The organism is Salipiger marinus, assembly GCF_900100085.1.
Lineage (GTDB): Bacteria > Pseudomonadota > Alphaproteobacteria > Rhodobacterales > Rhodobacteraceae > Salipiger > Salipiger marinus.
The window spans coordinates 296999-320416 of the sequence record NZ_FNEJ01000002.1; the positions used below are offsets into that span (position 1 = coordinate 296999).

The window sequence follows — 23418 nt, forward strand, 5'->3', positions numbered from 1 at the left end:
CGCGTTTATGCTGTTACCTTGACAGTCTCGTGACAGAGCCAAGCCCTGCCCCGGGCAGATTTGCCCGAAATCTGCAAGCTTGCAACAAAAGCCTTTGGGGCGCGCGGCGCCGGAGCGGGATCCGGCGCCGGGGAACAGGGTCAGGCGGCGGGGCGGGCGTGGAAGCGGGCGGTGACCGGGCAGGCCTCGTAATCCTTTGCCAGCGTGTCGGCCCGCGCCGCCAGATCGCAGAGCGCCGACAGGATCGCCTCCACCTGCGCGTCGCTGTGGCAGTAGCTGAGGTTCAGCCGGGTCCAGCCGGGTTTGGCCAGTTCCTCCCCCGCCGCGAGCCGCGCGATCAGCGCCCCGGAGGCGGGCGCGTCCAGCCCCATCAGCCGATGCGCATAGGGGCCCGCGCAGGCACAGCCGCCCCGCGCCTGTACGCCGTAATGATCCGACAGCATCCGTGTCACCAGCTGGTGATGTACCCGCCCCGAGGCGCCGTGGATCTGGAAGGAAAAGATCGGCAGACCCCGCCGCCCTTCGGGCGCGCCCATCAGCTGCAAGCCCGGGAGCGCGCCCAGACGGTCCAGCGCGCGGGCCCGCAGCGTTTCTTCGCGCGCGTGGATGGTGTCGGTGCCCACGGCGGCCTTGACCAGCAGCGCCAGCGCCGCGCGGATGTCGGCGATGACGTTGGGGGTGCCCGCCTCCTCGCGCGCTTCGACCCGGGGCGAATAGATGTGATCCCATGGCGACACGAAAGACACCGTGCCGCCGCCCGGCGCGGTGGGCCGCGTCGTCTGGACCAGCGTGTCGCGGATCACCGCCAGCCCCGAAGCTCCCGGCCCGCCCGGAAACTTGTGCGGCGACAGCACGATGGCATCCTTCTGCGCGTCGGGCGCGGGCGACATGTCCATCGCCACATAGGGCCCGGCGCAGGCGTAATCCCAGACCGCCAGCGCGCCCTCAGCCTTCAGCGCGCGGGTCACCGCATCCACATCGGTCAGCAGCCCGGTGACGTTGGACGCCGCCGAAAACGCCCCCACCACCAGATCGGCGCCCTTGGTCTGCGCCAGCGCCTGAGCCAGCGCGTCCATGTCCACGCCGCCTTCCGCCGCTTCGGGAATCTCCGCCACCTGCGCGCCGCTTTCGCGCCATGGCAGGATGTTGGAATGATGCTCGTAAGGGCCGATCAGCACGCGGATATCTTCGCCTGCCGCCACCCGGTCGCGCAGGCGCAGCAGGCCCACGATGCGGTTGATGCCCGCCGTGGCACCATTGCCCGCAAAGATCACATGGCAGCCGGGTCCCGCGTTCAGCTCGCGCGCAATGATGCCGCGCGCCTCTTCGCGCATCCGGGTGATGGCGCGCCCGCAATGCGACGCCTCGGTATGGCTGTTGGCATAGATGGGCAGGATTTCGGTCATCACGAACTCTTCGACCTGCCGCAGCGCCCGCCCCGAGGCGGTGTAATCGGCATAGATCATCCGTTTCGTGCCGAAGGGCGTGTCGAAGTCCATCCCTTCGCCGATCAGACCGGCGCGCAGCGCCGCCAGCGGATCGCCCTGCCGCATCGCAAGGGCAAAGCGGCCAAGGGCGGTGGTCTGCGTGAAGGTGGCGCGGTCATTCGGCATGTCGGGCTCCGGTCCTGCGGTCTGTGCGCGGACAGGTTATCCCGATGAAAGCGCCAAAACCTCACCTTCCTCACCGTGATCTGCGCAGAAACGGGTCATCTGATAGACACCGCCGCCCCTGCGCAGATCTTTTTCTTATGCCCTCAGTTCAGGCGCCGCCCGCTGTCGGGTTCGAAATAGGACACCTTGCCCAGATCGAAGGCCAGATCCAGCGACTCCCCCGGTGCGGCGCGGGTTTCGGTATGCAGCCGGGCCGTCACCGCCTTGCCCCCCAGCGTGGAGACGACATAGGTGTCCGCCCCCGCCGGTTCGACCAGATCGATCTGGCAGGCCGCCTGCTGCACGTCCGACCCGGCGCGATAGCCCGCTTCGGCGATGTCTTCGGGACGCAGGCCAAGGATCACGTTCTCCGGCAGGCCCGCCACCTTGGGATCGCTGAGCAGGATCGGCGCGGCGCCGGGCCGGTCGATTTCCACCTGCGTGCCGCGCACCCGCGCCGGGATCAGGTTCATCGCCGGAGAGCCCATAAAATCCGCCACGAAGAGGTTGGCGGGACGGTTGTAGATCTCCTGCGGGGTGCCGATCTGCTGGATCACGCCGCCCTTCATCACCACGATCTTGGTGGCCAGCGTCATCGCCTCGATCTGGTCATGGGTCACGTACACGATCGACGCGCCCAGCCGGTGATGCAGCTTCTTGATCTCGGACCGCATCTCGACGCGCAGCTTGGCGTCAAGGTTGGACAGCGGCTCGTCGAACAGGAACAGCTTGGGGTCGCGCACCAGCGCCCGGCCCATGGCCACCCTCTGCCGCTGCCCGCCCGAAAGCTGGCCCGGACGGCGGTTCAGATAGGCCTCGATCTGCAGCTGCTGCGCCACTTCGCGCAGCTTGCGGTCCTGCGTCGCCTGATCCACGCCGCGCACCTTCATGCCGAAGGTGATGTTCTTGGCCACGCTCATGGTGGGGTAAAGCGCGTAGCTCTGGAACACCATGGCGATGTTGCGGTCCTTGGGGCTGACATGGGTCATGTCCTGCCCGTCGATCAGGATCGACCCGCCGGTGATCGGCTCCAGCCCCGCGATGCAGTTGAGCAGGGTGGACTTGCCGCAGCCCGAAGGCCCGACAAGGACAAGGAAATCGCCCTTGTCGATGGACACGTTGATGTCCTTGAGGATCTCCGTGGAGCCGTAGCTTTTCCGGAGCTTGGAAATTTCGAGAATGGGAGCCATGGGCGTCATCCTTTGACCGAACCGGCGGTAAGCCCGCGGATGAAATATTTCCCGGCGACGATGTAAACCAGCAGCGTCGGCAGGGCCGCGATGATCGCGGCGGCCATGTCGACATTGTAGGCTTTGACGCCGGTGGTGGAGTTGACGATGTTGTTCAGCGCCACGGTGACGGGCTGGGTGCCGGCCGAGCTGAAGGACACGCCGAACAGGAAGTCGTTCCAGATCTGGGTGAACTGCCAGATGACCGAGACCACGAGGATCGGCAGCGACAGCGGCATGAAGATGGCAAAGAAGATGCGGAAGAACCCCGCCCCGTCCACCTTGGCCGCCTTCACCAGTTCCGACGGGATGGTGACGTAGTAGTTGCGGAAGAACAGCGTGGTGAAGCCGATGCCATAGATGACATGGACAAAGATCAGCCCCGGGATGGTGCCCGCGATGCCCATCAGCCCCAGCAGCCGCGCCATGGGCAGCAGCACCACCTGAAACGGGATGAAGCAGCCGAACAGCATCAGCGAGAAGATGATGTTTGCGCCACGGAACCGCCACTGCGCCACGACATAGCCGTTGAGCGCCCCCACCACGGTGGAGATCAGCACGGCGGGCACCGCCAGCAGCACGGAGTTCCAGAAATAGGGCCGCAGGCCTTCGCACTGGATGCCGGTGCAGGCGCCGGACCACGCGGTGCGCCACGCTTCGAAGGTGATGTCGCGCGGCAGGGCCACAAGGCTGCCGGAGCGGATTTCATCAAGGCTTTTCAGCGAGGTGGTGACCATCACGAAAAGCGGCAACAGATAATAAAGCGCAAAGAGGCAGAGCAGGAGGTAAAGCCCCCAGCGCAGCGCGATGCGCCCGGCCCCGCGACGGGGGCGCGCGGCGGGGGTGGCGGAAGCTGCAAGATCAGTCATTCTTCGCCCTCAGTTCGGAATAGAGGTAAGGCACCACGATCGCGAAGACGACGAGCATCATGATCATGGCAGAGCTTGCCGCCTGACCGATGTCGCCGCGGGAAAAGGCCATGGCATACATGTAGGTGGCGGGCAGATCGGTGGCATAGCCGGGGCCGCCCCCGGTCAGCGCGATGACCAGATCGAAGCTCTTGATCGCGAGGTGCGACAGCACGATGAAGGCCGACAGGAAGATCGGCGCCATCGACGGGATGATGATGGCCGAATAGATGCGCCATGTGGGGATGCCGTCCACCTGCGCGGCCTTGATGATCTCGCCGTCGACGGAGCGGAGCCCGGCAAGGAACAGCGCCATCACGAAGCCGGAGCTTTGCCAGATCGCGGCCAGCACGATGGTGTAGATGGCGAAATCGGGGTTCACCAGCCAGTCGAAGGTGAAGCTTTCGAAGCCCCAACCGCGCACCGTCGCCTCGATCCCCAGACCGGGGTTGAGGATCCATTTCCACGCGGTGCCGGTGACGATCATCGACAGGGCCATGGGGTAAAGATAGATGGTGCGGATCGCGCCTTCGATGCGGATGCGCTGGTCCAGCAGGATGGCCAGCGCCAGCCCCAGCACCATGGCGATGCCGATGAACAGTGCCCCGAACAGGAACAGGTTGTTCATCGCGGTGTCCCAGCGCGGGCTGGCGAACAGCCGCTCATACTGGATCACGCCGTCCAGATCATAGCGCGGCAGCAGCTTTGACCGGGTGAAACTGACCCACGCCGTCCATGCGATGAAGCCATAGACAAAGATCAGCACGGCGATGAACGAGGGGGCAAGCACCATCTTGGGCAGATGGGTCTCGAACCATTTGGTCATTGTCGGTCCTCCGAAAAAACCCCGCCCCCGGAACGGGGGCGGGACGGGCGCGCCAGACGCGCGGACTTACATGGAGTTGGCGACGGCGTCGGTGAGCATCTTCACCGCGTCTTCGGACGACATGTCGGAGTTGAAATGCGCGGTCACCACATCGGTGATCGCCCCGGCCTGCGCCCCGCGCAGCGCCATGCCATGCGCATAGGAGGGCAGCAGCGCGCCGCTGTCGGCGCTTGCGGTCATGTCTTCGGAGGATTTCTGCGCGCACATGTCGAAGTCATCCAGCGCGACATCGGTGCGGGCGGGGATGGAGCCCTTGTTCAGGTTGAACACTTCCTGAAAGTTCGGGCCCATGATCAGCTTGGCCAGCAGGTCCTGACCGGCGATCTTGTCCTCGCCTTCCACGGTGAACATGGCGAAGCTGTCGACGTTGTAAAGGAAGCCGTCCCCGGGGGTGGAGCCGCAGAGGAAATCCTCGCCCGGCACCTTGCCTGCGGCGATGAATTCGCCCTTGGCCCAGTCGCCCATGATCTGGAATGCCGCTTCGCCATTCATCACCATGGCGGTGGCAAGGTTCCAGTCGCGGCCCGAGAAGTTGTCATCGACAAAGCCGCGCATGGTGCGCATCTGGTCGAACACCTGCACCATCGTGTCGGACCCCAGCGCCTCGGGGTCGAGATCGATCAGCGCCGACCGGAAGAACTCCGGCCCGCCAAGGCCCAACACCACGGTTTCGAACACGGTGGCGTCCTGCCACGACTGCCCGCCATGGGCGAGCGGGATCACCCCGGCTGCCTGCAGCTTTTCGGCGGCGGCGTTGAATTCGTCCCATGTGGTGGGCATCTCGATGCCGTTCTGCTCCAGCAGGTCGGCATTGGCCCAGATCCAGTCCACGCGGTGCACGTTCACCGGTGCGGCACACCAGGTGCCTTCGCATTTCATGTGCTCGGCCAGCGCCTCGGGCAGCAGGTCGCCCCAGCCTTCGGCCTCGGCCACGCCGGAAATGTCGGCGAGCACACCTTCTTCATACCATTCCTGAATGGCCGGGCCCTTCAGCTGCACCGCCGTGGGGGCGTTGCCGGACAGGACACGGGCCCGCAGCGCGGTCATCGCCGCGTCGCCGCCACCGCCCGCCACCGGCATGTCGGTCCATGTGCCGCCATTGTCGGCGAATTCCTGCTGCAGCACGGCCACGGATTTGGCCTCGCCGCCCGAGGTCCACCAATGCAGCACCTCTGCCTGAGGCTCGGCAAGGGCCGTTCCGGCCAGCAGAAGAGACACCGCCGAAGCGGTCGCAAATGTCGTATGTTTCATGATCTTGTCCTCCCAAGACAGCCGCCGGCAAGGCGGCGGTGCGGCAAAGAGTGCGTCAGCCGCCGGGCTTTGCGCAACTGTCGCGGCGGAGGGCTTGCCTTTTTTGTCGGCAGTTCTGTTACATCTTGTTACCTAGACGTGACCCCGCCATGCCCCGGAGCCTGCCCGTGACCATTCCCCGCCTGCTGGTTGTCGACGATGACGAGGACATGCGGTCCATGATGACCCGTTTTCTGCACCGCAGCGGCTTTGCCGCCCTGCCCGCCGGGACCGAGGCCGAGATTCGCGCCCATCTGGAGGCGGGGCGGATCGACCTGATCCTGCTGGACGTGATGCTGGGTGATGAAAACGGCACCGAGATCTGCGCAAGGCTGCGCCGCGATCAGGACGTGCCGGTGATCTTCGTCTCGGCGCTGTCCGCCGATCACCAGCGCATGGCGGGCTATGAGGTGGGGGCGGATGATTACATCGCGAAGCCCTTCAACCCCGATCTGCTGATCGCGCGGGTGCGCGCCGTGCTGCACCGGGCGCAGCGCACGCCCTCGCTGGCCTATCGGCGGCGCACCGAAACCTACCGTTTCGCGGGCTGGGTCTATGACGCGCGGCGCGACGAGGTGCGCTCGCCCGAAGGCTTCGAGGTGGCGCTGTCGCGGCGCGAGACGGCGCTGCTGAAGGTGCTGCTGGCCAATCCGCGCATCCCGCTGACGCGGGAGGAGATCGCGGCGGCGCTGGATGTGGCCGGAGACGGGACCGACCAGCCGGGCCGCGCCATCGACGTGCTGGTGGGCCGCCTGCGCGGCAAGATCGAACGCAACCCGCGCGATCCGCAGCTTCTGCGCACCGAACGCGGGCTGGGCTATGTTCTGGCGACAGACGTGACCACGGAGGAGGCGTGACCCCGCCCCGCCCCGGGCTGCGGCTGCGCAGCATCGGCATGATCTGGGTGGCGCTGGCCTTCGGTCTGGGGCTGGGGGCGGCGCTGCTGTGGCTGGGCTCCGCCAATGCGTGGCGGGCCTATCTCGCGCGAGCGGAAATCGGCGGCATCGCCACATGGGAAAGCCTGCGCCACGGCACCACCCCGCCCGCAGGGGTCATCATCAGCCCCCTGCCCCCCGAGCTTGTCGCCTTGGCCGAAACGGGCGCCTTTGCCCGCCTGCCCGGCGCGCCGCAGCCTGCCTATGTCACGCAGGTCAGCATCCGCCCCGAGGTGCCCGGCACCCCGGCGGGCGAGGCGCTGAGCCTTGCCATCGTGTCGGACAGCCTGCGCTATCCGGTGGCGGCGCTGGACGCGGCGGGGGCGCATGGCGCGGCAGAGAAATTTGGCCGGGTCACCCGGCTGCTGGCCAGCTTCTGCAGCGAACCGGTGCTGTTTTCGCGCACGCCGGACGGGCTGTGGACGCGCATCGACGGGCGCGCGGTCTGGGGCTGCGGGGCGGCACCGGGCGATTACCGGCTGGTCGGCGCGCTGGGGGCGGTGCTGGCGCTGGCGGGGCTGCTGAGCCATGTCGCCCGCGTCACCGGCGGGTTCGAGATCTTTGCCCGCAGCCTTATGGGGCGCCGCCGTCTGGGCGGGCCGGACAGTTACGAGGCCGAAGGACCGGAGGAGCTGCGCGAGATCGTGGCGGCGGTGAACGCGCATCTGGAATCCGAACGCGCCGCGCTGTCGCAGCGGCTGACGGTGCTGTCCGGGGTCAGCCATGATCTGGGCACCCCCGCCACCCGGCTGCGCCTGCGCACGGCGCTGATCGAGGATGACGCGCTGCGCGCCCGGTTCGAGACCGACATCGACCGCATGACCGGCATGATCGAAAGCGTGCTGACCTACACCCGGTCGGAACTGAGTGTGGAGGTGCCGCGCGCGCTGTCGCTGTCGGCGCTTCTTGATGCGCTGGTGGCCGATTATCAGGACATGGGCCGCCCGGTCGACCTGCTGCCTGCCGAGCCCATCGTGGTGCGGGGCGGGCGGTCGCTGTTCATGTCGCGCGCGGGCGAAGGATCGCTGCCCGAGGCGCGGCGCGTGCTGGTGGTGGCGCGCCCCGTGTCGCTGCAGCGCGCGGTGTCGAACCTTGTGGACAATGCGCTGAAATATGGCCGCCGCGCCCATGTCGGGCTGGAGGCCCATGCCGACAGCGCCATCATCACCGTGGAGGATGAGGGCCCCGGCGATCCCGCCGAGATCGAGGCGCTGATCGCGCCCTTCCGCCGCGGGCCGAACGCGGCCACGGCGGAAGGGTTCGGGCTGGGTCTGACCATCGTGGCCGCCGTGGCCGAACAGCATGGCGGGCGGCTGACCTTCGACCGCGGCGCGCGCGGGCTATGCGCCCGGCTGGAGATCGCCCGCAGCTGATGCGCCCTGCCGCAGATGGCCATGGGCGAAGGCCAGCTTTTCGCGCACCCCCTTCTTCAGCACGAAGGGGTAGATGTCGGGCAGATCCAGCGCCCGGTTCACATGGTTGACCGCGATGGACAGGGTAATGGCGCGGGTCAGCAGCGCCTCGCTGTCCGCTTCGGCATAGGCGTCATAGCCGCCGCCCGGCACATTGGCCCGCGCCTCTGCCAGCGACAGCCCCGCCGAGGCCGCGCTGTCGGTAAGATCGACCAGATGCAGCAGATGCGCCAGCGTTTCGGCCCAGTCCTCGTGCGGGTGGGCAGAGGCATAGCTGGTGACATGCTCTTCGCCCGGCGCGCCCGGCGACTCGTAATGCGCGGCAAGGGCTGCCGCGTAATCGGCGCGTTCATCCCCGAACAGCTCCCGGAAGGACCGCAGGAAACCGGGATGTTCCGCAAGCCGCAGGAACAGGAAATGCGCCATCTCGTGCCGGATATGGCCCAGCATGGTGCGGTAAAGCTCGCCGAACTGTTCCTGACGCTTGGCCAGCACGGTGTCGCTGGCTTCGGTCACGTTGATGGTGATGACCCCGTCGGCATGGCCCATGACCACGTTCGCCCCGCCCGTGGCGGTCTGTTCCGACAGCATCCGGAACACCGGGCGCTGGCCGGGATCGTTCGGGGTCAGCCAGCCCCAGCGCGACAGGTTGGCAAGCATCCGCCGCTTCGACAGTTCCGCCCGCGTCCAGAGCGGCAGGTTGTCGGGTTCGCGCAGGTCGGGGACGGTTTCGGTCATCGCGCAGGACCGGCAGAGCCCTCCGGCCTCGGCCAGCCAGTTGCAGCCGATCTCGGCGCGGTTGGCGCAGTCCGTCCCTTCGGCGCGCATGGTCTGCGCATCGGGATCGAACCACACCGGCTGCCCGCAGGTGCAGGCGGTGTTGTGGAAATAAAGCGTGGCCCGGCAGGCGGGGCAGCGGAAGACTTGCATCATGATGTCCTTTGAAGGCCCGCCAACGAACGGCGGCCATGGCCTTTCGGTTCCATACACCCGGTCCGGCAAAGGGCCTTGCGGAATCGTGACGCCGCGCGTATATCCCCGTTTCAACAGCGGCGCGTCGGTCCCTGACCGAAGCCCACCGGGAACCATCGACGGGCCGCGCGCCCGTCTTTTTGTTTCCAAGGATCGGACCCACATGACCGAGCTCATCGCCAAAACCGCCATCGACCGGCGTCTGGCTGAAATCGTGACCCCCGTTCTAGAGGATATGGGGTTTGAACTTGTGCGCATCCGGCTGATGGGCGGCAAGACACCCACGCTGCAGATCATGGCCGAACGTCCCGAAGGCGGGATCGAGGTGGATGAATGCGCGCGCATCTCCACCGCCGTCTCGGCCACGCTGGATGTGGAAGATCCGATCATCGACGCCTATACGCTGGAAGTGTCGAGCCCCGGCATCGACCGCCCGCTGACCCGGCTCAAGGATTTCGACACGTTCGAAGGCTATGAGGTCCGGATCGAGACCGCCGAGATGATCGAGGGCCGCAAGCGCTGGCGCGGTGTGCTGGCCGGTGTCGAGGGCAACGAGGTGCTGCTGAACATCGACCCCGAAAGCGAAGGCGGCGAGGTGCAGACCATCGGGCTCGATTTTGACTGGCTGTCGGATGCCAAGCTGGTGCTGACCGACGACCTGATCCGCGACATGCTCCGCGCCCGCAAGGCGCAGGAAGTGGACGAAACCCAATTCGACGACATCGAGGCCGACGACGCGGCCGCTCAGGAGGACTAAAGACATGGCGATCACCTCTGCCAACCAGCTGGAGCTTCTGCAGACCGCCGAAGCCGTCGCGCGCGAAAAGATGATCGACCCCGGTCTGGTCATCGAAGCGATGGAGGAAAGCCTCGCCCGGGCCGCCAAGAGCCGCTACGGCTCCGAAATGGACATCCGCGTGAAGATCGACCGCCGCACCGGCCGGGCGACCTTTACCCGCGTGCGCACCGTGGTCGAGGACGAGGCGCTGGAGAACTACCAGTCGGAACTGACCGTCAAGCAGGCGCGGCAGTACATGGCGGAGCCCAAGGTGGGCGATGTCTATGAAGAGGAAGTGCCGCCCGTCGATCTGGGCCGCATCGCCGCGCAGTCGGCCAAGCAGGTGATCCTGCAGAAGGTCCGCGAAGCCGAGCGCGACCGCCAGTATGAAGAATTCAAGGACCGTCAGGGCACGATCATCAACGGTCAGGTCAAGCGCGAGGAATATGGCAACCTCATCGTGGACGTGGGCCGCGGCGAGGCGATCCTGCGCCGCAACGAGAAGATCGGCCGCGAAAGCTATCGCCCCGGCGACCGCATCCGCTGCTATGTCAAGGATGTGCGCCGCGAGGCCCGCGGGCCGCAGATTTTCCTGTCGCGCACCGCGCCGGAATTCATGTCCGAACTGTTCAAGATGGAAGTGCCCGAAATCTATGACGGCATCATCGAGATCAAGGCCGTGGCCCGGGATCCGGGCTCGCGCGCCAAGATCGCCGTCATCTCCTATGACAGCTCCATCGACCCTGTCGGCGCCTGCGTCGGCATGCGCGGCAGCCGCGTGCAGGCCGTGGTCAACGAGCTTCAGGGTGAAAAGATCGACATCATCCCGTGGAACGAGGATGTGCCGACCTTCCTTGTGAACGCGCTGCAGCCCGCCGAAGTGTCGAAAGTGGTGCTGGACGAAGATGCCGAGCGCATCGAAGTCGTGGTGCCGGACGAGCAGCTGAGCCTTGCCATTGGCCGCCGCGGCCAGAACGTGCGTCTGGCCAGCCAGCTGACCGGGCTCGACATCGACATCATGACCGAGGAAGAAGAATCCAAGCGCCGCCAGAAGGAATTCGAGGAGCGCACCCAGCTGTTCATGGACACGCTGGATCTGGACGAATTCTTCGCGCAGCTTCTGGTCGCCGAAGGCTTCACCAACCTCGAAGAGGTGGCCTATGTGGAGCAGGACGAACTGCTGGTGATCGACGGCGTCGACGAGGACACCGCGCACGAACTGCAGACCCGCGCCCGCGAGCATCTGGAAGAACAGGCCCGCAAGGCGCTGGAACATGCCCGCGAGCTGGGTGTGGAGGACAGCCTGGTTGAATTCGAGGGCCTGACACCCCAGATGGTGGAGGCACTGGCCGAAGATGGCATCAAGACGCTTGAGGATTTCGCCACTTGCGCCGACTGGGAACTGGCCGGAGGCTGGACCACGGTGGACGGCCAGCGCACCAAGGACGAGGGCCTGCTGGAGAAATTCTCCGTCGACCTCGCAGAAGCGCAGAACATGATCATGACCGCCCGCGTCATGCTGGGCTGGGTCGATCCCGAGGACATGGTGGCTCAGGCCGCTGCCGAGGCGGAGGCCACAGCCGAAGACAAGGCGGAGGCCTGATTCCCAGATGAGCCGTGGTGGTGTAGACAAAGACAGGGAAGACGGCCCCGAACGGCGCTGCATCGCCACCGGCGAGTCTGCGCCCGCGACGGGACTGATCCGCTTCGTGGTCGGTCCCGACAACCAGATCGTTCCCGATCTTGCCGGCAAGCTGCCGGGCCGGGGAATCTGGGTCGCGGCGGAGCGGAAGGCACTGGACAAGGCGGCGGGCAAGGGACTTTTTGCCCGCGCCGCAAAGGCACCGGTGACGGTGCCCGATCGGCTGGCGGATCTGATCGAGGAGATGCTGGCCAAACGCGTGGTGGAACTGGTGAGCCTTGCCCGGAAATCCGGCGTGGCGGTTTCTGGCTATGAAAAGGTAAAGGATTGGCTGGCCCGGGAGGACGCGCGCGTGCTCATTCAGGCCGAAGACGGGTCAAGCCGTGGCAAATCCAAATTAAGCACGCCCTACGGGGGCAATTACATCGGGTGGCTGACGGCAGACGAACTTGGGCTGGCCTTTGGCCGGGAAAAGGTGATACATGCGGCGCTTGGCGCTGGTGGACTCACCAAACGTGTTGTAGACGAGGCCCAACGATTGAAGGGCCTGCGCGTCGCAATGGCAGACGCGGCAACGGCAGCAGGGGCTGCCGCGGGCGGCAAGGGCCGCCGGAAAGGACAAGAGAAGCTGAATGAGCGATAACGACGGCAAGAAGACTTTGGGTTTGCGCGGCGGCGGACCCCGTTCGGGGAATGTGAAGCAGAGCTTCAGCCACGGACGGACCAAGAACGTCGTGGTGGAGACCAAGCGCAAGCGCGTCGTGGTGCCCAAACCCGGTGCCGCGAACGGCGCCAAGGGCTCGGGCGGATCGCAAGGCGGATCGGGCGGCAACCGTCCGGCGGGGATCTCCGACGCGGAGATGGAACGCCGGCTGCGGGCGCTGCAGGCCGCCAAGGCCCGCGAGGTCGAAGAGACCGCACAGCGCGCGGCCGATGAAAAGGCGCGCGCTGAAGAGCGTGAGCGCATGCGCGCCGAAAAGGAACAGAAAGAGCGCGAACAGCGCGAGGCCGAAGAAAAGGCCCGCCTGAAAGCGGAAGAAGAAGAGCGCCGCAAGCGCGAGGAAGCCGAGGCCGCCAAGCGTGCCGAAGCTGCCGCTGCCGCACCTGCGGCACGTCCCGCCGCCAAGGCGGATGCGGGCGCACCGGCAAGCTCTGCCGCGCCGCGTCCGGCGGGGGCTCCTGGCGCTGCGCCCGGACCCACGCCGCAGCGCAAGGCGGATCGCGAACGTGAAGAACGCGGCCGGTCGACCCGGACCCGCGATGACGGCGCACGCCGCGCGGGCAAGCTGACGCTGAATCAGGCGCTTGGCGGCGAAGGCGGCCGGCAGAAATCCATGGCTGCCATGAAGCGCAAGCAGGAGCGCGCGCGTCAGAAGGCCATGGGCACGCAGAACCGCGAAAAGGTGGTGCGCGACGTGCAGCTGCCCGAGGCGATCACGGTGGCCGAACTGGCCAACCGGATGGCCGAACGCGTCGCCGATGTGGTCAAGTCGCTGATGCAGATGGGCATCATGGCGACCCAGAACCAGAGCCTCGACGCCGACACCGCAGAAATGGTGATCGAAGAATTTGGCCACCGGGTTACCCGCGTGTCCGATGCCGACGTCGAAGACGTGATCCAGACCGCGCGGGACAAGCCCGAAGATCTGCACACCCGCCCCCCGGTCATCACGATCATGGGCCATGTGGACCACGGCAAGACCTCGCTGCTGGACGCGATCCGCAACACCAGCGTCACCTCCGGTGAAGCTGGCGGGATCACCCAGCATATCGGCGCCTATCAGGTGACGACGAAGGACGGCGCCGTGCTGACCTTCCTCGACACGCCGGGCCACGCCGCCTTCACCTCCATGCGGTCCCGCGGGGCTCAGGTGACGGATATCGTGGTGCTGGTGGTGGCTGCGGATGACGCGGTGATGCCGCAGACCATCGAGGCGATCAACCACGCGAAAGCGGCCAAGGTGCCGATGATCGTGGCGATCAACAAGGTGGACAAGCACGAGGCGAACCCGCTGAAGGTCCGCACCGATCTGCTGCAGCACGAAGTGGTCGTGGAAGAAATGTCCGGCGACGTGCAGGATGTGGAAGTCTCCGCCAAGACCGGCAAGGGGCTCGACAACCTGCTGGAAGCCATCGCGCTTCAGGCCGAGATCCTTGAACTGCAGGCCAACCCCGAACGCGCCGCCCTTGGCGCCGTGATCGAGGCGCAGCTGGATGTGGGTCGCGGTCCCGTGGCCACCGTTCTGGTGCAGAACGGCACGCTGCGGCAGGGCGACATCTTTGTCGTGGGCGAGCAGTACGGCAAGGTCCGTGCGCTCATCAACGACAAGGGCGAGCGCGTGAAGGAAGCGGGGCCGTCGGTTCCCGTGGAGGTGCTGGGTCTGAACGGCACCCCCGAGGCTGGCGACGTGCTGAACGTGGTGGAAACCGAAGCGCAGGCCCGCGAGATCGCGGAATATCGCGCCAAGGTCACCAAGGACAAGCGCGCGGCGGCGGGTGCTGCCACCACGCTGGAACAGCTGATGAAGAAGGCCAAGGACGATCAGAGCGTCTCGGAACTGCCGGTCGTCGTGAAGGCGGACGTGCAGGGCTCGGCGGAAGCGATCGTTCAGGCGCTGGAAAAGGTCGGCAACGACGAAGTGCGGGTGCGGGTCATCCATTCCGGCGTGGGCGCCATCACCGAAACCGATATCGGCCTTGCCGAAGCGTCGGGTTGCCCGGTGATCGGCTTCAACGTCCGGGCCAATGCCCCGGCGCGCGGTGCCGCCAACCAGAAGGGCGTGGAGATCCGGTATTATTCGGTGATCTACGATCTGGTGGATGACGTGAAGGCGGCGGCTTCCGGCCTGCTGTCCAACGAAATCCGCGAGCATTTCATCGGCTATGCCACCATCAAGGAGGTCTTCAAGGTCTCCAACGTGGGCAAGGTCGCGGGCTGTCTGGTGACCGAAGGGGTGGCACGCCGCTCTGCCGGGGTGCGTCTGCTGCGGGACAACGTGGTCATCCACGAAGGCACGCTCAAGACGCTCAAGCGGTTCAAGGACGAAGTGTCCGAGGTCCAGTCCGGTCAGGAATGCGGTATGGCCTTCGAGAACTATGACGACATCCGGCCCTCCGATGTCATCGAAATCTTCGAGCGGGAAGAGGTCGAGCGCACGCTCTGATCCCCGCCCTGTCCCGGCCCTGATCTGGCCGGGACAGCGACCCTATCGGGGCCCTGCCCCGCAGACATTAAAAAAGGGAAGGCTTTCGCCTTCCCTTTTTCTGTTCCGAGATGCGGGCCGGAAGCCCGATCACATCAGGCCGAAGCCGGGGTGCCGGTGACCACGCGGTTGCCGACGCGGACAGCGATACGACCGTCCGGAAGTTTCTTCTCGAGGATACCCTGCACCGAAACGCAGGTTCCCAGAACGATGGTGCGCAACATGTTCGATTCCCTCAAAAAAGCCGATGACCCCTTCAAGGTAGGACGGAAACGTTAACGAAACTATAGGAATATGTCGCAGAACTGTCGCTTTTCGCAGCAGATCACGGTTTTTTTTCGCCTTAATCTTGTTCATTAAGACTTTAGTCTGGACTTTGCCGCTTTGGATCAGAGCCAGTCGCGCAGGATCGGGATCAGCGGAATGTCCGCAGGGGGCATGGGATAGCTCGCCAGATCGCGCGCCTGCACCCATTTCAGCGCCTGCCCTTCGCGCGACTGCGGGACGCCCTGCCATTTCCGGCAGGCAAAAAGCGGCATCAGCAGGTGGAAGCTGTCATAGGCATGCGAGGCGAAGGTCAGCGGCGCAAGGCAGCTTGACCATGTCTCTATGCCCAGTTCTTCGTGCAGCTCGCGGATCAGCGCGGCTTCCGGGGTCTCTCCGGCCTCGACCTTGCCGCCGGGAAATTCCCAGAGCCCGGCCATGGATTTGCCTTCGGGCCGCTGCGCCAGCAGCACCCGCCCCTCCACGTCGATCAGGGCCACGGCGGAGACGAGAACGATCTTGGTCATGGGAGGGGCCTTTTGCCAGCGGGAGGACAGGCGAGGGGCTCTGCCCCTCGCGCTCCCCGGGATATTTCTGGTCAGAAGAAGGCCAGAGCCTTCAGGACCGGTAGTCGGCGTTGATGCTGATATAGCCGTGGGTCAGGTCGCAGGTCCAGACCGTAGCCTTCCCCTGCCCCAGACCCAGATCCACATGGATGGTGATTTCGGGCTGGCGCATCAGTGCGGCACCGTCTTCCTCGCGGTAATCGGGCGACACCCAGCCCTTTTCCGCCACCAGCACATCGCCAAAGCGGATGGTCAGCAGGTCGCGGTCGGCAGCGGCGCCGGATTTGCCCACGGCCATGACGACGCGGCCCCAGTTCGGATCCTCGCCCGCGATGGCGGTCTTGACCAGCGGGGAGTTGGCGATGGAAAGCGCATGGGTGCGGGCATCGGCATCGCTGGCAGCCCCCGTCACCTCGACCGTGACGAACTTGGTGGCGCCTTCGCCATCACGCACCACCTGATGCGCAAGGTCGACGAACACCGCTTCCAGCGCCGTGGTGAAGGCGGTGTCGGCAGCTGTCACCGTCACGCCCGAGGCGCCGGTGGCGCCCATCAGCAGCGTGTCCGAAGTGGAGGTGTCGCTGTCCACGGTGATGCAGTTGAAGCTGCGGGCGTTGATGTCAGAGACCATCGCCTGCAGATCCGCGCGCGCGATGCGGGCATCGGTGAAGACATAGACCAGCATCGTCGCCATGTCGGGCGCGATCATGCCCGAGCCCTTGGCGATGCCCGCGATCTTCACCTGCCCGCCGGGCAGATCGACCGTGGCCATGGCGCCCTTGGGGAAGGTGTCGGTGGTCATGATGGCGCGCGCGGCCCCGGCGATGCCGGTTTCATCCAGCGCGCCGACCAGCTGATCCACCTTGGCGGTGATGCGTTCATGCGGCAGCGGCTCGCCGATCACGCCCGTGGAGGAGGAAAAGACCCGCTCCTCCGGCAGGCCGGTGGCCACGGCCACGGCATGGGTGACGGCGCGGGTCGCTTCGATCCCGTTGCGCCCGGTGAAGGCGTTGGAATTGCCGGAATTCACGATGATCGCCGCACCTTCGGCGGAGTCGTGACCAATCTTGTCCTGACAGTCCAGCACCGGGGCGGACCGGGTGGCCGAGCGGGTGAAGACCCCCGCCACCGTGCTGCCCGGATCCAGCATGGCCAGCATCACATCGGTGCGACCGGCATAGCGGACGCCGGCTGCGGCGGCGGCAAAGCGCACGCCGCCAATGACCGGCAGATCGGGAAAGGCCGCAGGGGCCAGCGGGGAGACGGCGAGGGTCTTGGCCACTTATTCCTCCAGCAGCTGCATGTTGGAGAGCGCCGAGGGGTCAACCTCGGTGGAGGGGGTGCGGGTCACTTCGGCAGCGGCGAGCTTTTCGTCGATATAGCTCTTCACCGCCTCCTGCTGGATCTGCATTTCCAGCTCGGCGCGCACGGAGTCGAGCGCCGGGGCCTCCATGGCGCGCTCCTCGTTCAGCTTGATGACATGCCAGCCGAACTGGGTCTGCACGGGGTCGGATACGGCGCCCACTTCCATGCCTTCGACCGCCTGCTGGAATTCCTCGACCATCATGCCGGGACCGAACCAGCCCAGTTCGCCGCCATTGGGGCCGGAGGGGCCGGTGGATTTTTCACGCGCGACGGTGGCGAAATCGGCGCCGCCCTTCACTTCTTCGGCAATGGCCTGCGCCTCTTCCTCGGTTTCCACGAGGATGTGCGAGGCGTTGTATTCGGTGCCAAGCTCGGCACCGGCATATTGCGCGTCATAGGCGGCCTGCACCGCATCGTCGGTCATCGCGTCGCGGGCAATCGCGGCAACCACTTCGGCGGCAAGCAGCGCACGGCGTTCATTTTCCAGCGCGACCTGCACGCGGCGGGTCTCTTCGGCCTTCTCGTCCTGCGCCAGCACGCTCTGCTGCACCAGCTGGTCAAGGATGCCGTCCCACAGCACTTCGTCGCCCAGCTGCTGATACTGTTCCGGCAGATTTGCGCGGATCGCCAGCATGTTGCCCAGCGTGATGTCCTGACCGTTGACGGTGGCGACCACCGTGTCGGCGGTCATCTCGGGGGCGGGGGTCGCGTCCTGAGCCTGTGCGGGCAGCGCGAGGGCAATGGCCAGCGCCAGCGCCGCGGCACTGGATTTCATGAGGGGTTGCGGCATTTCTGCCTCCTTCCTGAGAGCCGCCCCATGACGGGCGGCGTTGACACTTGGGGACCTGCCGCTTACATCGCCCCAAGGCTCTGCAAGGCCGGTCGTTCCCCTGTGTCATATGGGCTGTGTGCGAGGCGGGCAAGCGGATGCCGCACGCGGAACACAAACTTGTCAGACAGGACGGGCAGACCATAATGCTGGGGATTGGAAAACTCGCGCGGAAAATGTTCGGAACCCCGAACGACCGCCAGATCAAGTCCACAAGACCCACGGTCGAGCGGATCAACGCACTGGAGCCCGAGTTCGAGAAACTCGAGGATGCCGGGCTCGCCGCCAAGACGGCAGAGCTGCGCGAGCGGCTCGCCGGGGGGGAGACGCTGGACGCGCTGCTGCCCGAGGCCTTTGCCAACTGCCGTGAAGCCGCCAAGCGCGCGCTGGGGCTGCGCGCCTTCGACACGCAGCTGATGGGCGGGATTTTCCTGCATCAGGGCAATATCTCTGAAATGAAGACCGGCGAGGGCAAGACGCTGGTCGCCACCTTCCCGGCCTATCTCAACGCGCTCACCGGCAAGGGCGTGCATGTGGTGACGGTGAACGATTACCTTGCCCGCCGCGACGCCGAATGGATGTCCAAGGTGTTCGGGATGCTGGGCATGACCACCGGCGTGGTCTACCCGCATCAGGACGAGGCCGAGAAGAAGCAGGCCTATTCCTGCGACATCACCTATGCCACCAACAACGAGCTGGGCTTCGACTACCTGCGCGACAACATGAAGGCCGAGCTGGCCCAGATGATGCAGCGCGGCCATTACTTCGCCATCGTCGACGAGGTCGACAGCATTCTGGTGGACGAGGCCCGCACGCCGCTGATCATCTCCGGCCCGTCGCAGGACCGGTCCGAGCTTTACATCGCCATCGACCGGCTGATCCCCGAGCTTGAGGAAGAGCATTACAAGATCGAGGAGAAAAGCCGCAGCGTCACCTTCACCGACGAGGGCAACGAGGCGCTGGAGCAGAAGCTGCTGGCGCGGGGCGTGCTGCCCGAGGGTCAGTCGCTTTATGATCCCGAAAGCACCACCATCGTGCACCATGTCAATCAGGGGCTGCGCGCGCACAAGCTGTATACCCGCGACAAGGATTACATCGTCCGCGACGGGCAGGTGGTGCTGATCGACGAATTCACCGGCCGCATGATGCTGGGGCGCCGTCTGTCCGACGGGCTGCATCAGGCGATCGAGGCGAAGGAAGCTTGCCAGATCCAGCCCGAAAACGTGACGCTGGCGCAGGTGACCTTCCAGAACTACTTCCGGCTGTACGAAAAGCTGTCGGGCATGACCGGCACGGCGCTGACCGAGGCCGAGGAGTTCATGGAGATCTACAAGCTGGGCGTGGTCGAGGTTCCGACCAACCGGCCCATCGCGCGGATCGACGAGGACGACAAGGTCTACCGCACCGCCCGCGAGAAATACGAGGCCATCGTGGAGGAAATCCGCGAGGCGCATGGCAAGGGCCAGCCGGTGCTGGTGGGGACCACCTCCATCGATAAATCCGAGATGCTGAGCCGGCTGCTGACCGAGGCCAAGCTGCCGCATAACGTGCTGAACGCGCGCCAGCACGAGCAGGAAGCGCAGATCGTCGCCGATGCGGGCAAGCTGGGCGCCATCACCATCGCCACCAACATGGCCGGGCGCGGCACCGACATCAAGCTGGGCGGCAATGTCGAATTCAAGGTGATGGAGGCCATCGCCGCCAGCCCCGATGCCGATCCCGAAGAGATCCGCAAGCGCATCGAATCCGCCCATACCGCCGACGAGGAAGCGGTGAAGCAGGCGGGCGGGCTTTACGTTCTGGCCACCGAACGCCACGAAAGCCGCCGCATCGACAACCAGCTGCGCGGCCGGTCGGGGCGTCAGGGCGACCCGGGGCGCTCCTCCTTCTATCTGTCGCTGGAAGATGACCTGATGCGCATCTTCGGCTCTGAACGGCTGGACCGGGTGCTGTCCAAGCTCGGGATGAAGGAAGGCGAGGCGATTGTTCACCCTTGGGTCAACAAGTCGCTGGAGCGCGCTCAGGCCAAGGTCGAGGGCCGCAACTTCGACATCCGCAAGCAGCTGCTGAAATTCGACGACGTGATGAACGACCAGCGCAAGGTGATCTTTGCGCAGCGCCGCGAGATCATGGAAGCCAAGGATCTGTCGGAGATCGTGGAGGATATGCGCCACGAGGTGATCGACGACCTGATCGACACCTATATTCCGCCGAAAAGCTATGCCGATCAGTGGGACACCCGCGGGCTTTACGCTGCCGTGCTGGAAAAGATGGGCTTCGACGCGCCGGTCATCGCATGGGGCGACGAGGAAGGCGTGGATGCAGAGATCATGCGCGAGCGTCTGGGCGAGCTGTCGGACAGCTTCATGGCCAAAAAGACCGAGTCATTTGGTCCCGACACCATGCGGCAGATCGAAAAGCAGGTGCTGCTGCAGACCATCGACACCAAATGGCGCGAACATCTGCTGACGCTGGAGCATCTGCGCTCTGTCGTGGGCTTCCGCGGCTATGCGCAGCGTGACCCGCTGAACGAGTACAAGACCGAGGCCTTCCAGCTGTTCGAATCGATGCTGGAATCGCTGCGGGAACGGGTCACCGAACAGCTGGGCCGCATCCGCCCCATGTCCGAAGAAGAACAGCGGGCGATGATGCAGCAGATGGCGACCCAGCAGGCGCAGCTGCGCGAGCAGGCGGAACAGGCCACGGCGGTGGGGCCCACCGAAAACGTGGCTACGCCCGCTGCCGGTCTGCCGCTGGTCGAAGGCTTCGACGAGACTGATCCCGCGACCTGGGGCAATCCCAGCCGCAACGACCCCTGCCCCTGCGGCTCGGGCCAGAAGTTCAAGCATTGCCACGGTCGGCTGGCCTGACCTGACCGGGCGCGCAGGGTTCCCCGCGCGCCCGAATGACTCCGCCTTCACGCCGCAACAGCGCCACTTTTGCGCGGCAGATTGTTTCCAGACCGAAGCTTCGGGAGGCATCTGGCCATGGCACGTCTCAACACCTACCTTCTTGCCGCGGCGACCCTGTCCATCGCACTTGGCACCGGCTACGTGATGCAGCGCAGCACGACGGTGGGCCCGGCGCGGGGGGCAGAGCCGCTGACGCTGGCCGCCATCACCGACACCTCCTCCGCCGCAGCCCTGCCCCGCCTGCCTTCCGAGGCGGCGATGATGCGCCTGCCCGCGCCTGCCTCGGCCAGTCCTGACATGGCCCTGCCTGCGCCGCAGACGGCACAGGCGCCGGACTGTCCGGTGACGCTGACCGCCGATGTCGCGGCGGGCGCCATGATGGCCCTGACGCTGGAGGCGCCCTGCCACCGCGAGGAACGGCTGACCCTGCACCATCAGGGGCTGATGCTGACCGAAGTCACCGATGCCGAAGGTCGGCTGAGCCTTGAACTGCCCGCACTCGCCGAACAGGCGATGGTCATCGCCGCCTTTGACAGCGGGCGCGGCGCCACCACCCAGATCGAAGTGCCAAGCCTCGCCTTTTATGACCGCGTCGTCCTGCAATGGAAGGGAGATAGCGGCCTGCATCTGCACGCACGCGAATTCGGCTCCGGCCATGTCTGGGCCGCTTCCGCCGGAGATCTGACCCGCACCGCCGCAGGCGAAGGCGGGTTTCTGACCCTGCTCGGCGCGCGTGATACGCCCGACGCCCTGCAGGCGGAGGTCTATACCTTCCCCCGCGCTGCCGCGCGCGTCTCCGGAACGATCAACCTGAGCATCGAGGCCGAAGTCACGGCGGCCAACTGCGCGCAGCGCGTGGAGGCCCTGACGCTTGACCTGCGCAGCGGCAAAGCCCCGCATGCGGCGGACCTGTCGCTGGAGATGCCCGACTGCGAGTCGACGGGGGACTTTCTTGTGTTGAAAAACCTGATCGAAGACCTGAAGATCGCCGCCAACTGAGCTTGGGTGAGGGTCGTAGATGCGACAGGTCCGTGCGGCGGTTTTCGCCGCACTTTGCCTTGCTGCTGGCGAGGCGGAGGCGCAGGATGTCACCCTGCGGTCCCGTGACGGCGGCATCGAGCTGAACGGCACGATGCTGGGTTTTGATGGCGATTTCTACCGTGTCTCCACCCGCTATGGGGAGCTGACCGTCGACAGTTCCGGCGTGTTGTGCGAGGGGCCCGGCTGCCCTTCGCTGACCGATTACGTTGCCGAACTGCGCATCTCCGGCGCGGCGACCATGGGCGAAGTGCTGCTGCCCGCGCTGATCGAGGGCTTTGCCCTGCGCAGCGGGCTTGTCGCCACGCGCGACGCGACCGAAGGCCCGGACCAGCTGACATATATGCTGCAGGATCCGGCGCAGGACCGCCGCGTGGGCCAGTTTACGCTGCGCCTCAGCGACACGGATGAAGGCTTTGCCGATCTGCTGGCGGATGAGGCGGATCTGGTGATGGCCCTGCGCGAAGTTCGCCCCGCCGAGGTGCAGCGGGCCCGCGAGGCCGGGCTGGGCGATCTTTCCGCTCCGGCCCGCAGCCGGGTGCTGGCGCTGGATGGGCTGCTGCCCGCCGTTGCGCCGGGCAGCCCGCTGACCAGCCTCGCGCTGGCGGATCTGGCGCGGATCCTCGCCGGAGATCTGGTGAACTGGCAGGATCTGGGCGGGCCCGATGCGCCGATCGTGCTGCATCTGACCCGGCGGGACAGCGGCACCGTGCAGGCGCTGGAGGACCGGCTGCTGGCGCCCACCGGTCTGCAGCTGGCGCAAGCCTATCGCGAGCATGACAGCCCCGCCGCGCTGGAACAGGCGCTGGCGCGTGACCCTTTCGGCTTCGGGCTGGTGCGGCTGGACCATGGCGGCCTGACCCAGACGCTGGTGCTGGGCGGCAGCTGTGGCTTTACGCTGCGCGGCAGCCGCGCGGCGGTCAAGACCGAGGATTACCCGCTGACCCTGCCCCTGTTCCTGTATCAGCCCGCGCGGCGGCTGCCCGCGCTGGCGCGCGATTTTCTGGCCTATACCCGCTCGGGCCCGGCGCAGATCGTCATCCGGCGGGCCGGTTTTGTCGACCAGCTGCCCGAAGACCTGCCGCTTGGCCAGCAGGGCGACCGGCTGGCCAATGCGATTCAGGTGGCCGAGGGCGAAGAGGGCCTGCGCGAGCTTCAGCGTCTGGCGGCCAGTCTGGCGCCGCGACGGCGCCTGACCACGTCGTTCCGGTTTGACGCGGGCGCCACGGGGCTCGACGCACAGTCCCGCTCCAACGTGGAGCAGCTGGCAGAGGCGCTGGAAAACGGCCTGTATGATGGCAAGGATCTGCTGTTTGTCGGCTTTTCTGACGGTCAAGGCCCCGCGCCGGACAATCTGGTCATCGCGCGGCAGCGGGCGGACACCGTGCTGCAGGCGGTCCGCACCAGCGCGGACACCGCCGATTTCACCCGGGTCGCGCTGAGCGCGGAAGCGTTTGGCGAGGCGATGCCCATGGCCTGCGACGACACCGTCTGGGGGCGGCAGGTCAACCGGCGGGTCGAGGTCTGGCTGCGCTAG

The 23418-nt window shown here is 66.1% G+C and carries 19 protein-coding genes; 9 read left to right on the forward strand and 10 right to left on the reverse strand.

Going from position 1 to position 23418, the window contains the following annotated elements; all coding sequences use genetic code 11:
• Positions 1–140: 140 nt before the first annotated feature.
• The 5 genes from BLR51_RS03450 to BLR51_RS03470 form a co-directional block, all read right to left on the reverse strand.
• On the reverse strand, positions 141–1613 hold the full coding sequence (locus BLR51_RS03450; protein ID WP_207543540.1) for an aminotransferase class V-fold PLP-dependent enzyme: 1473 nt from the start codon (positions 1611–1613) through the stop codon (positions 141–143).
• A 143-nt stretch (positions 1614–1756) separates the two neighbouring features.
• Entirely contained in the window at positions 1757–2842 is a 1086-nt protein-coding gene (locus BLR51_RS03455; RefSeq protein WP_089843899.1) for an ABC transporter ATP-binding protein, read from the reverse strand.
• A 5-nt stretch (positions 2843–2847) separates the two neighbouring features.
• Entirely contained in the window at positions 2848–3750 is a 903-nt protein-coding gene (locus BLR51_RS03460; protein ID WP_089843902.1) for a carbohydrate ABC transporter permease, read from the reverse strand.
• Positions 3743–4615, reverse strand: coding sequence for a carbohydrate ABC transporter permease (locus BLR51_RS03465; protein ID WP_089843906.1), 873 nt, complete (start codon positions 4613–4615; stop codon positions 3743–3745). The genes BLR51_RS03460 and BLR51_RS03465 overlap by 8 nt, the downstream gene beginning before the upstream one ends.
• Positions 4616–4681: 66 nt before the next feature.
• The gene (locus BLR51_RS03470; protein ID WP_089843910.1) at positions 4682–5926 is read right to left on the reverse strand and encodes an ABC transporter substrate-binding protein; all 1245 of its coding nucleotides are present in this window, start codon (positions 5924–5926) and stop codon (positions 4682–4684) included.
• Positions 5927–6093: 167 nt separating this feature from the next.
• Here BLR51_RS03470 and BLR51_RS03475 point away from each other — a divergent pair, with 167 nt between their 5' ends.
• Together BLR51_RS03475 and BLR51_RS03480 are read left to right on the forward strand one after the other, a co-directional pair.
• Complete coding sequence (locus BLR51_RS03475) at positions 6094–6822, forward strand: response regulator transcription factor (RefSeq protein WP_089844112.1); 729 nt, start codon at positions 6094–6096, stop codon at positions 6820–6822.
• Entirely contained in the window at positions 6819–8273 is a 1455-nt protein-coding gene (locus BLR51_RS03480) for a sensor histidine kinase (protein ID WP_311135829.1), read from the forward strand. Before BLR51_RS03475 ends, BLR51_RS03480 begins: the two co-directional genes overlap by 4 nt.
• Here the strand turns inward: BLR51_RS03480 and BLR51_RS03485 are convergent.
• On the reverse strand, positions 8241–9242 hold the full coding sequence (locus BLR51_RS03485) for a zinc-binding metallopeptidase family protein (RefSeq protein WP_089843914.1): 1002 nt from the start codon (positions 9240–9242) through the stop codon (positions 8241–8243). The two genes, BLR51_RS03480 and BLR51_RS03485, sit on opposite strands and share 33 nt — an antisense overlap.
• A 205-nt stretch (positions 9243–9447) precedes the next feature.
• Between BLR51_RS03485 and rimP the strand changes: the two genes are divergently transcribed.
• The 4 genes from rimP to infB are packed head-to-tail and all read left to right on the forward strand — an operon-like array spanning position 9448 to position 14868.
• The gene (gene rimP / locus BLR51_RS03490; protein ID WP_089843918.1) at positions 9448–10041 is read left to right on the forward strand and encodes a ribosome maturation factor RimP; all 594 of its coding nucleotides are present in this window, start codon (positions 9448–9450) and stop codon (positions 10039–10041) included.
• Between the two features lie 4 nt (positions 10042–10045).
• Positions 10046–11665: a transcription termination factor NusA gene (gene nusA, locus BLR51_RS03495; protein WP_089843921.1), complete on the forward strand. Its 1620-nt coding sequence runs from the start codon at positions 10046–10048 to the stop codon at positions 11663–11665.
• Positions 11666–11672: 7 nt separating this feature from the next.
• Positions 11673–12347 carry an RNA-binding protein gene (locus tag BLR51_RS03500; protein WP_089843924.1) on the forward strand — a complete coding sequence of 225 codons (675 nt, stop codon included), beginning with the start codon at positions 11673–11675 and terminating at the stop codon, positions 12345–12347.
• The gene (infB, locus tag BLR51_RS03505) at positions 12337–14868 is read left to right on the forward strand and encodes a translation initiation factor IF-2 (RefSeq protein WP_089843926.1); all 2532 of its coding nucleotides are present in this window, start codon (positions 12337–12339) and stop codon (positions 14866–14868) included. Before BLR51_RS03500 ends, infB begins: the two co-directional genes overlap by 11 nt.
• 134 nt (positions 14869–15002) lie before the next feature.
• Here infB and BLR51_RS28420 read toward each other — a convergent pair whose 3' ends face one another.
• From BLR51_RS28420 to BLR51_RS03525, 4 genes are all read right to left on the reverse strand, one after another.
• Entirely contained in the window at positions 15003–15131 is a 129-nt protein-coding gene (locus BLR51_RS28420) for a hypothetical protein (protein WP_089843929.1), read from the reverse strand.
• 165 nt (positions 15132–15296) lie between these two features.
• Positions 15297–15698 carry an 8-oxo-dGTP diphosphatase MutT gene (gene mutT, locus BLR51_RS03515; protein WP_089843933.1) on the reverse strand — a complete coding sequence of 134 codons (402 nt, stop codon included), beginning with the start codon at positions 15696–15698 and terminating at the stop codon, positions 15297–15299.
• A gap of 91 nt (positions 15699–15789) precedes the next feature.
• Positions 15790–17019 (reverse strand): bifunctional glutamate N-acetyltransferase/amino-acid acetyltransferase ArgJ, encoded by a 1230-nt coding sequence (argJ, locus tag BLR51_RS03520; protein ID WP_089843936.1) that lies wholly within the window; start codon positions 17017–17019, stop codon positions 15790–15792.
• Positions 17020–17892 (reverse strand): peptidylprolyl isomerase, encoded by an 873-nt coding sequence (locus tag BLR51_RS03525; RefSeq protein WP_089843938.1) that lies wholly within the window; start codon positions 17890–17892, stop codon positions 17020–17022. It abuts the gene before it with no gap.
• A gap of 185 nt (positions 17893–18077) precedes the next feature.
• On the opposite strand from BLR51_RS03525, the gene secA reads away from it, so the two are divergent.
• The 3 genes from secA (at position 18078) to BLR51_RS03540 (ending at position 23418) form a co-directional block, all read left to right on the forward strand.
• Complete coding sequence (secA, locus tag BLR51_RS03530; protein WP_089843941.1) at positions 18078–20801, forward strand: preprotein translocase subunit SecA; 2724 nt, start codon at positions 18078–18080, stop codon at positions 20799–20801.
• 117 nt (positions 20802–20918) lie between these two features.
• The gene (locus tag BLR51_RS03535; protein WP_089843943.1) at positions 20919–21842 is read left to right on the forward strand and encodes a hypothetical protein; all 924 of its coding nucleotides are present in this window, start codon (positions 20919–20921) and stop codon (positions 21840–21842) included.
• 19 nt (positions 21843–21861) lie between these two features.
• Positions 21862–23418, forward strand: a complete 1557-nt coding sequence (locus tag BLR51_RS03540) for a phosphate ABC transporter substrate-binding/OmpA family protein (protein ID WP_089843946.1) — start codon at positions 21862–21864, stop codon at positions 23416–23418.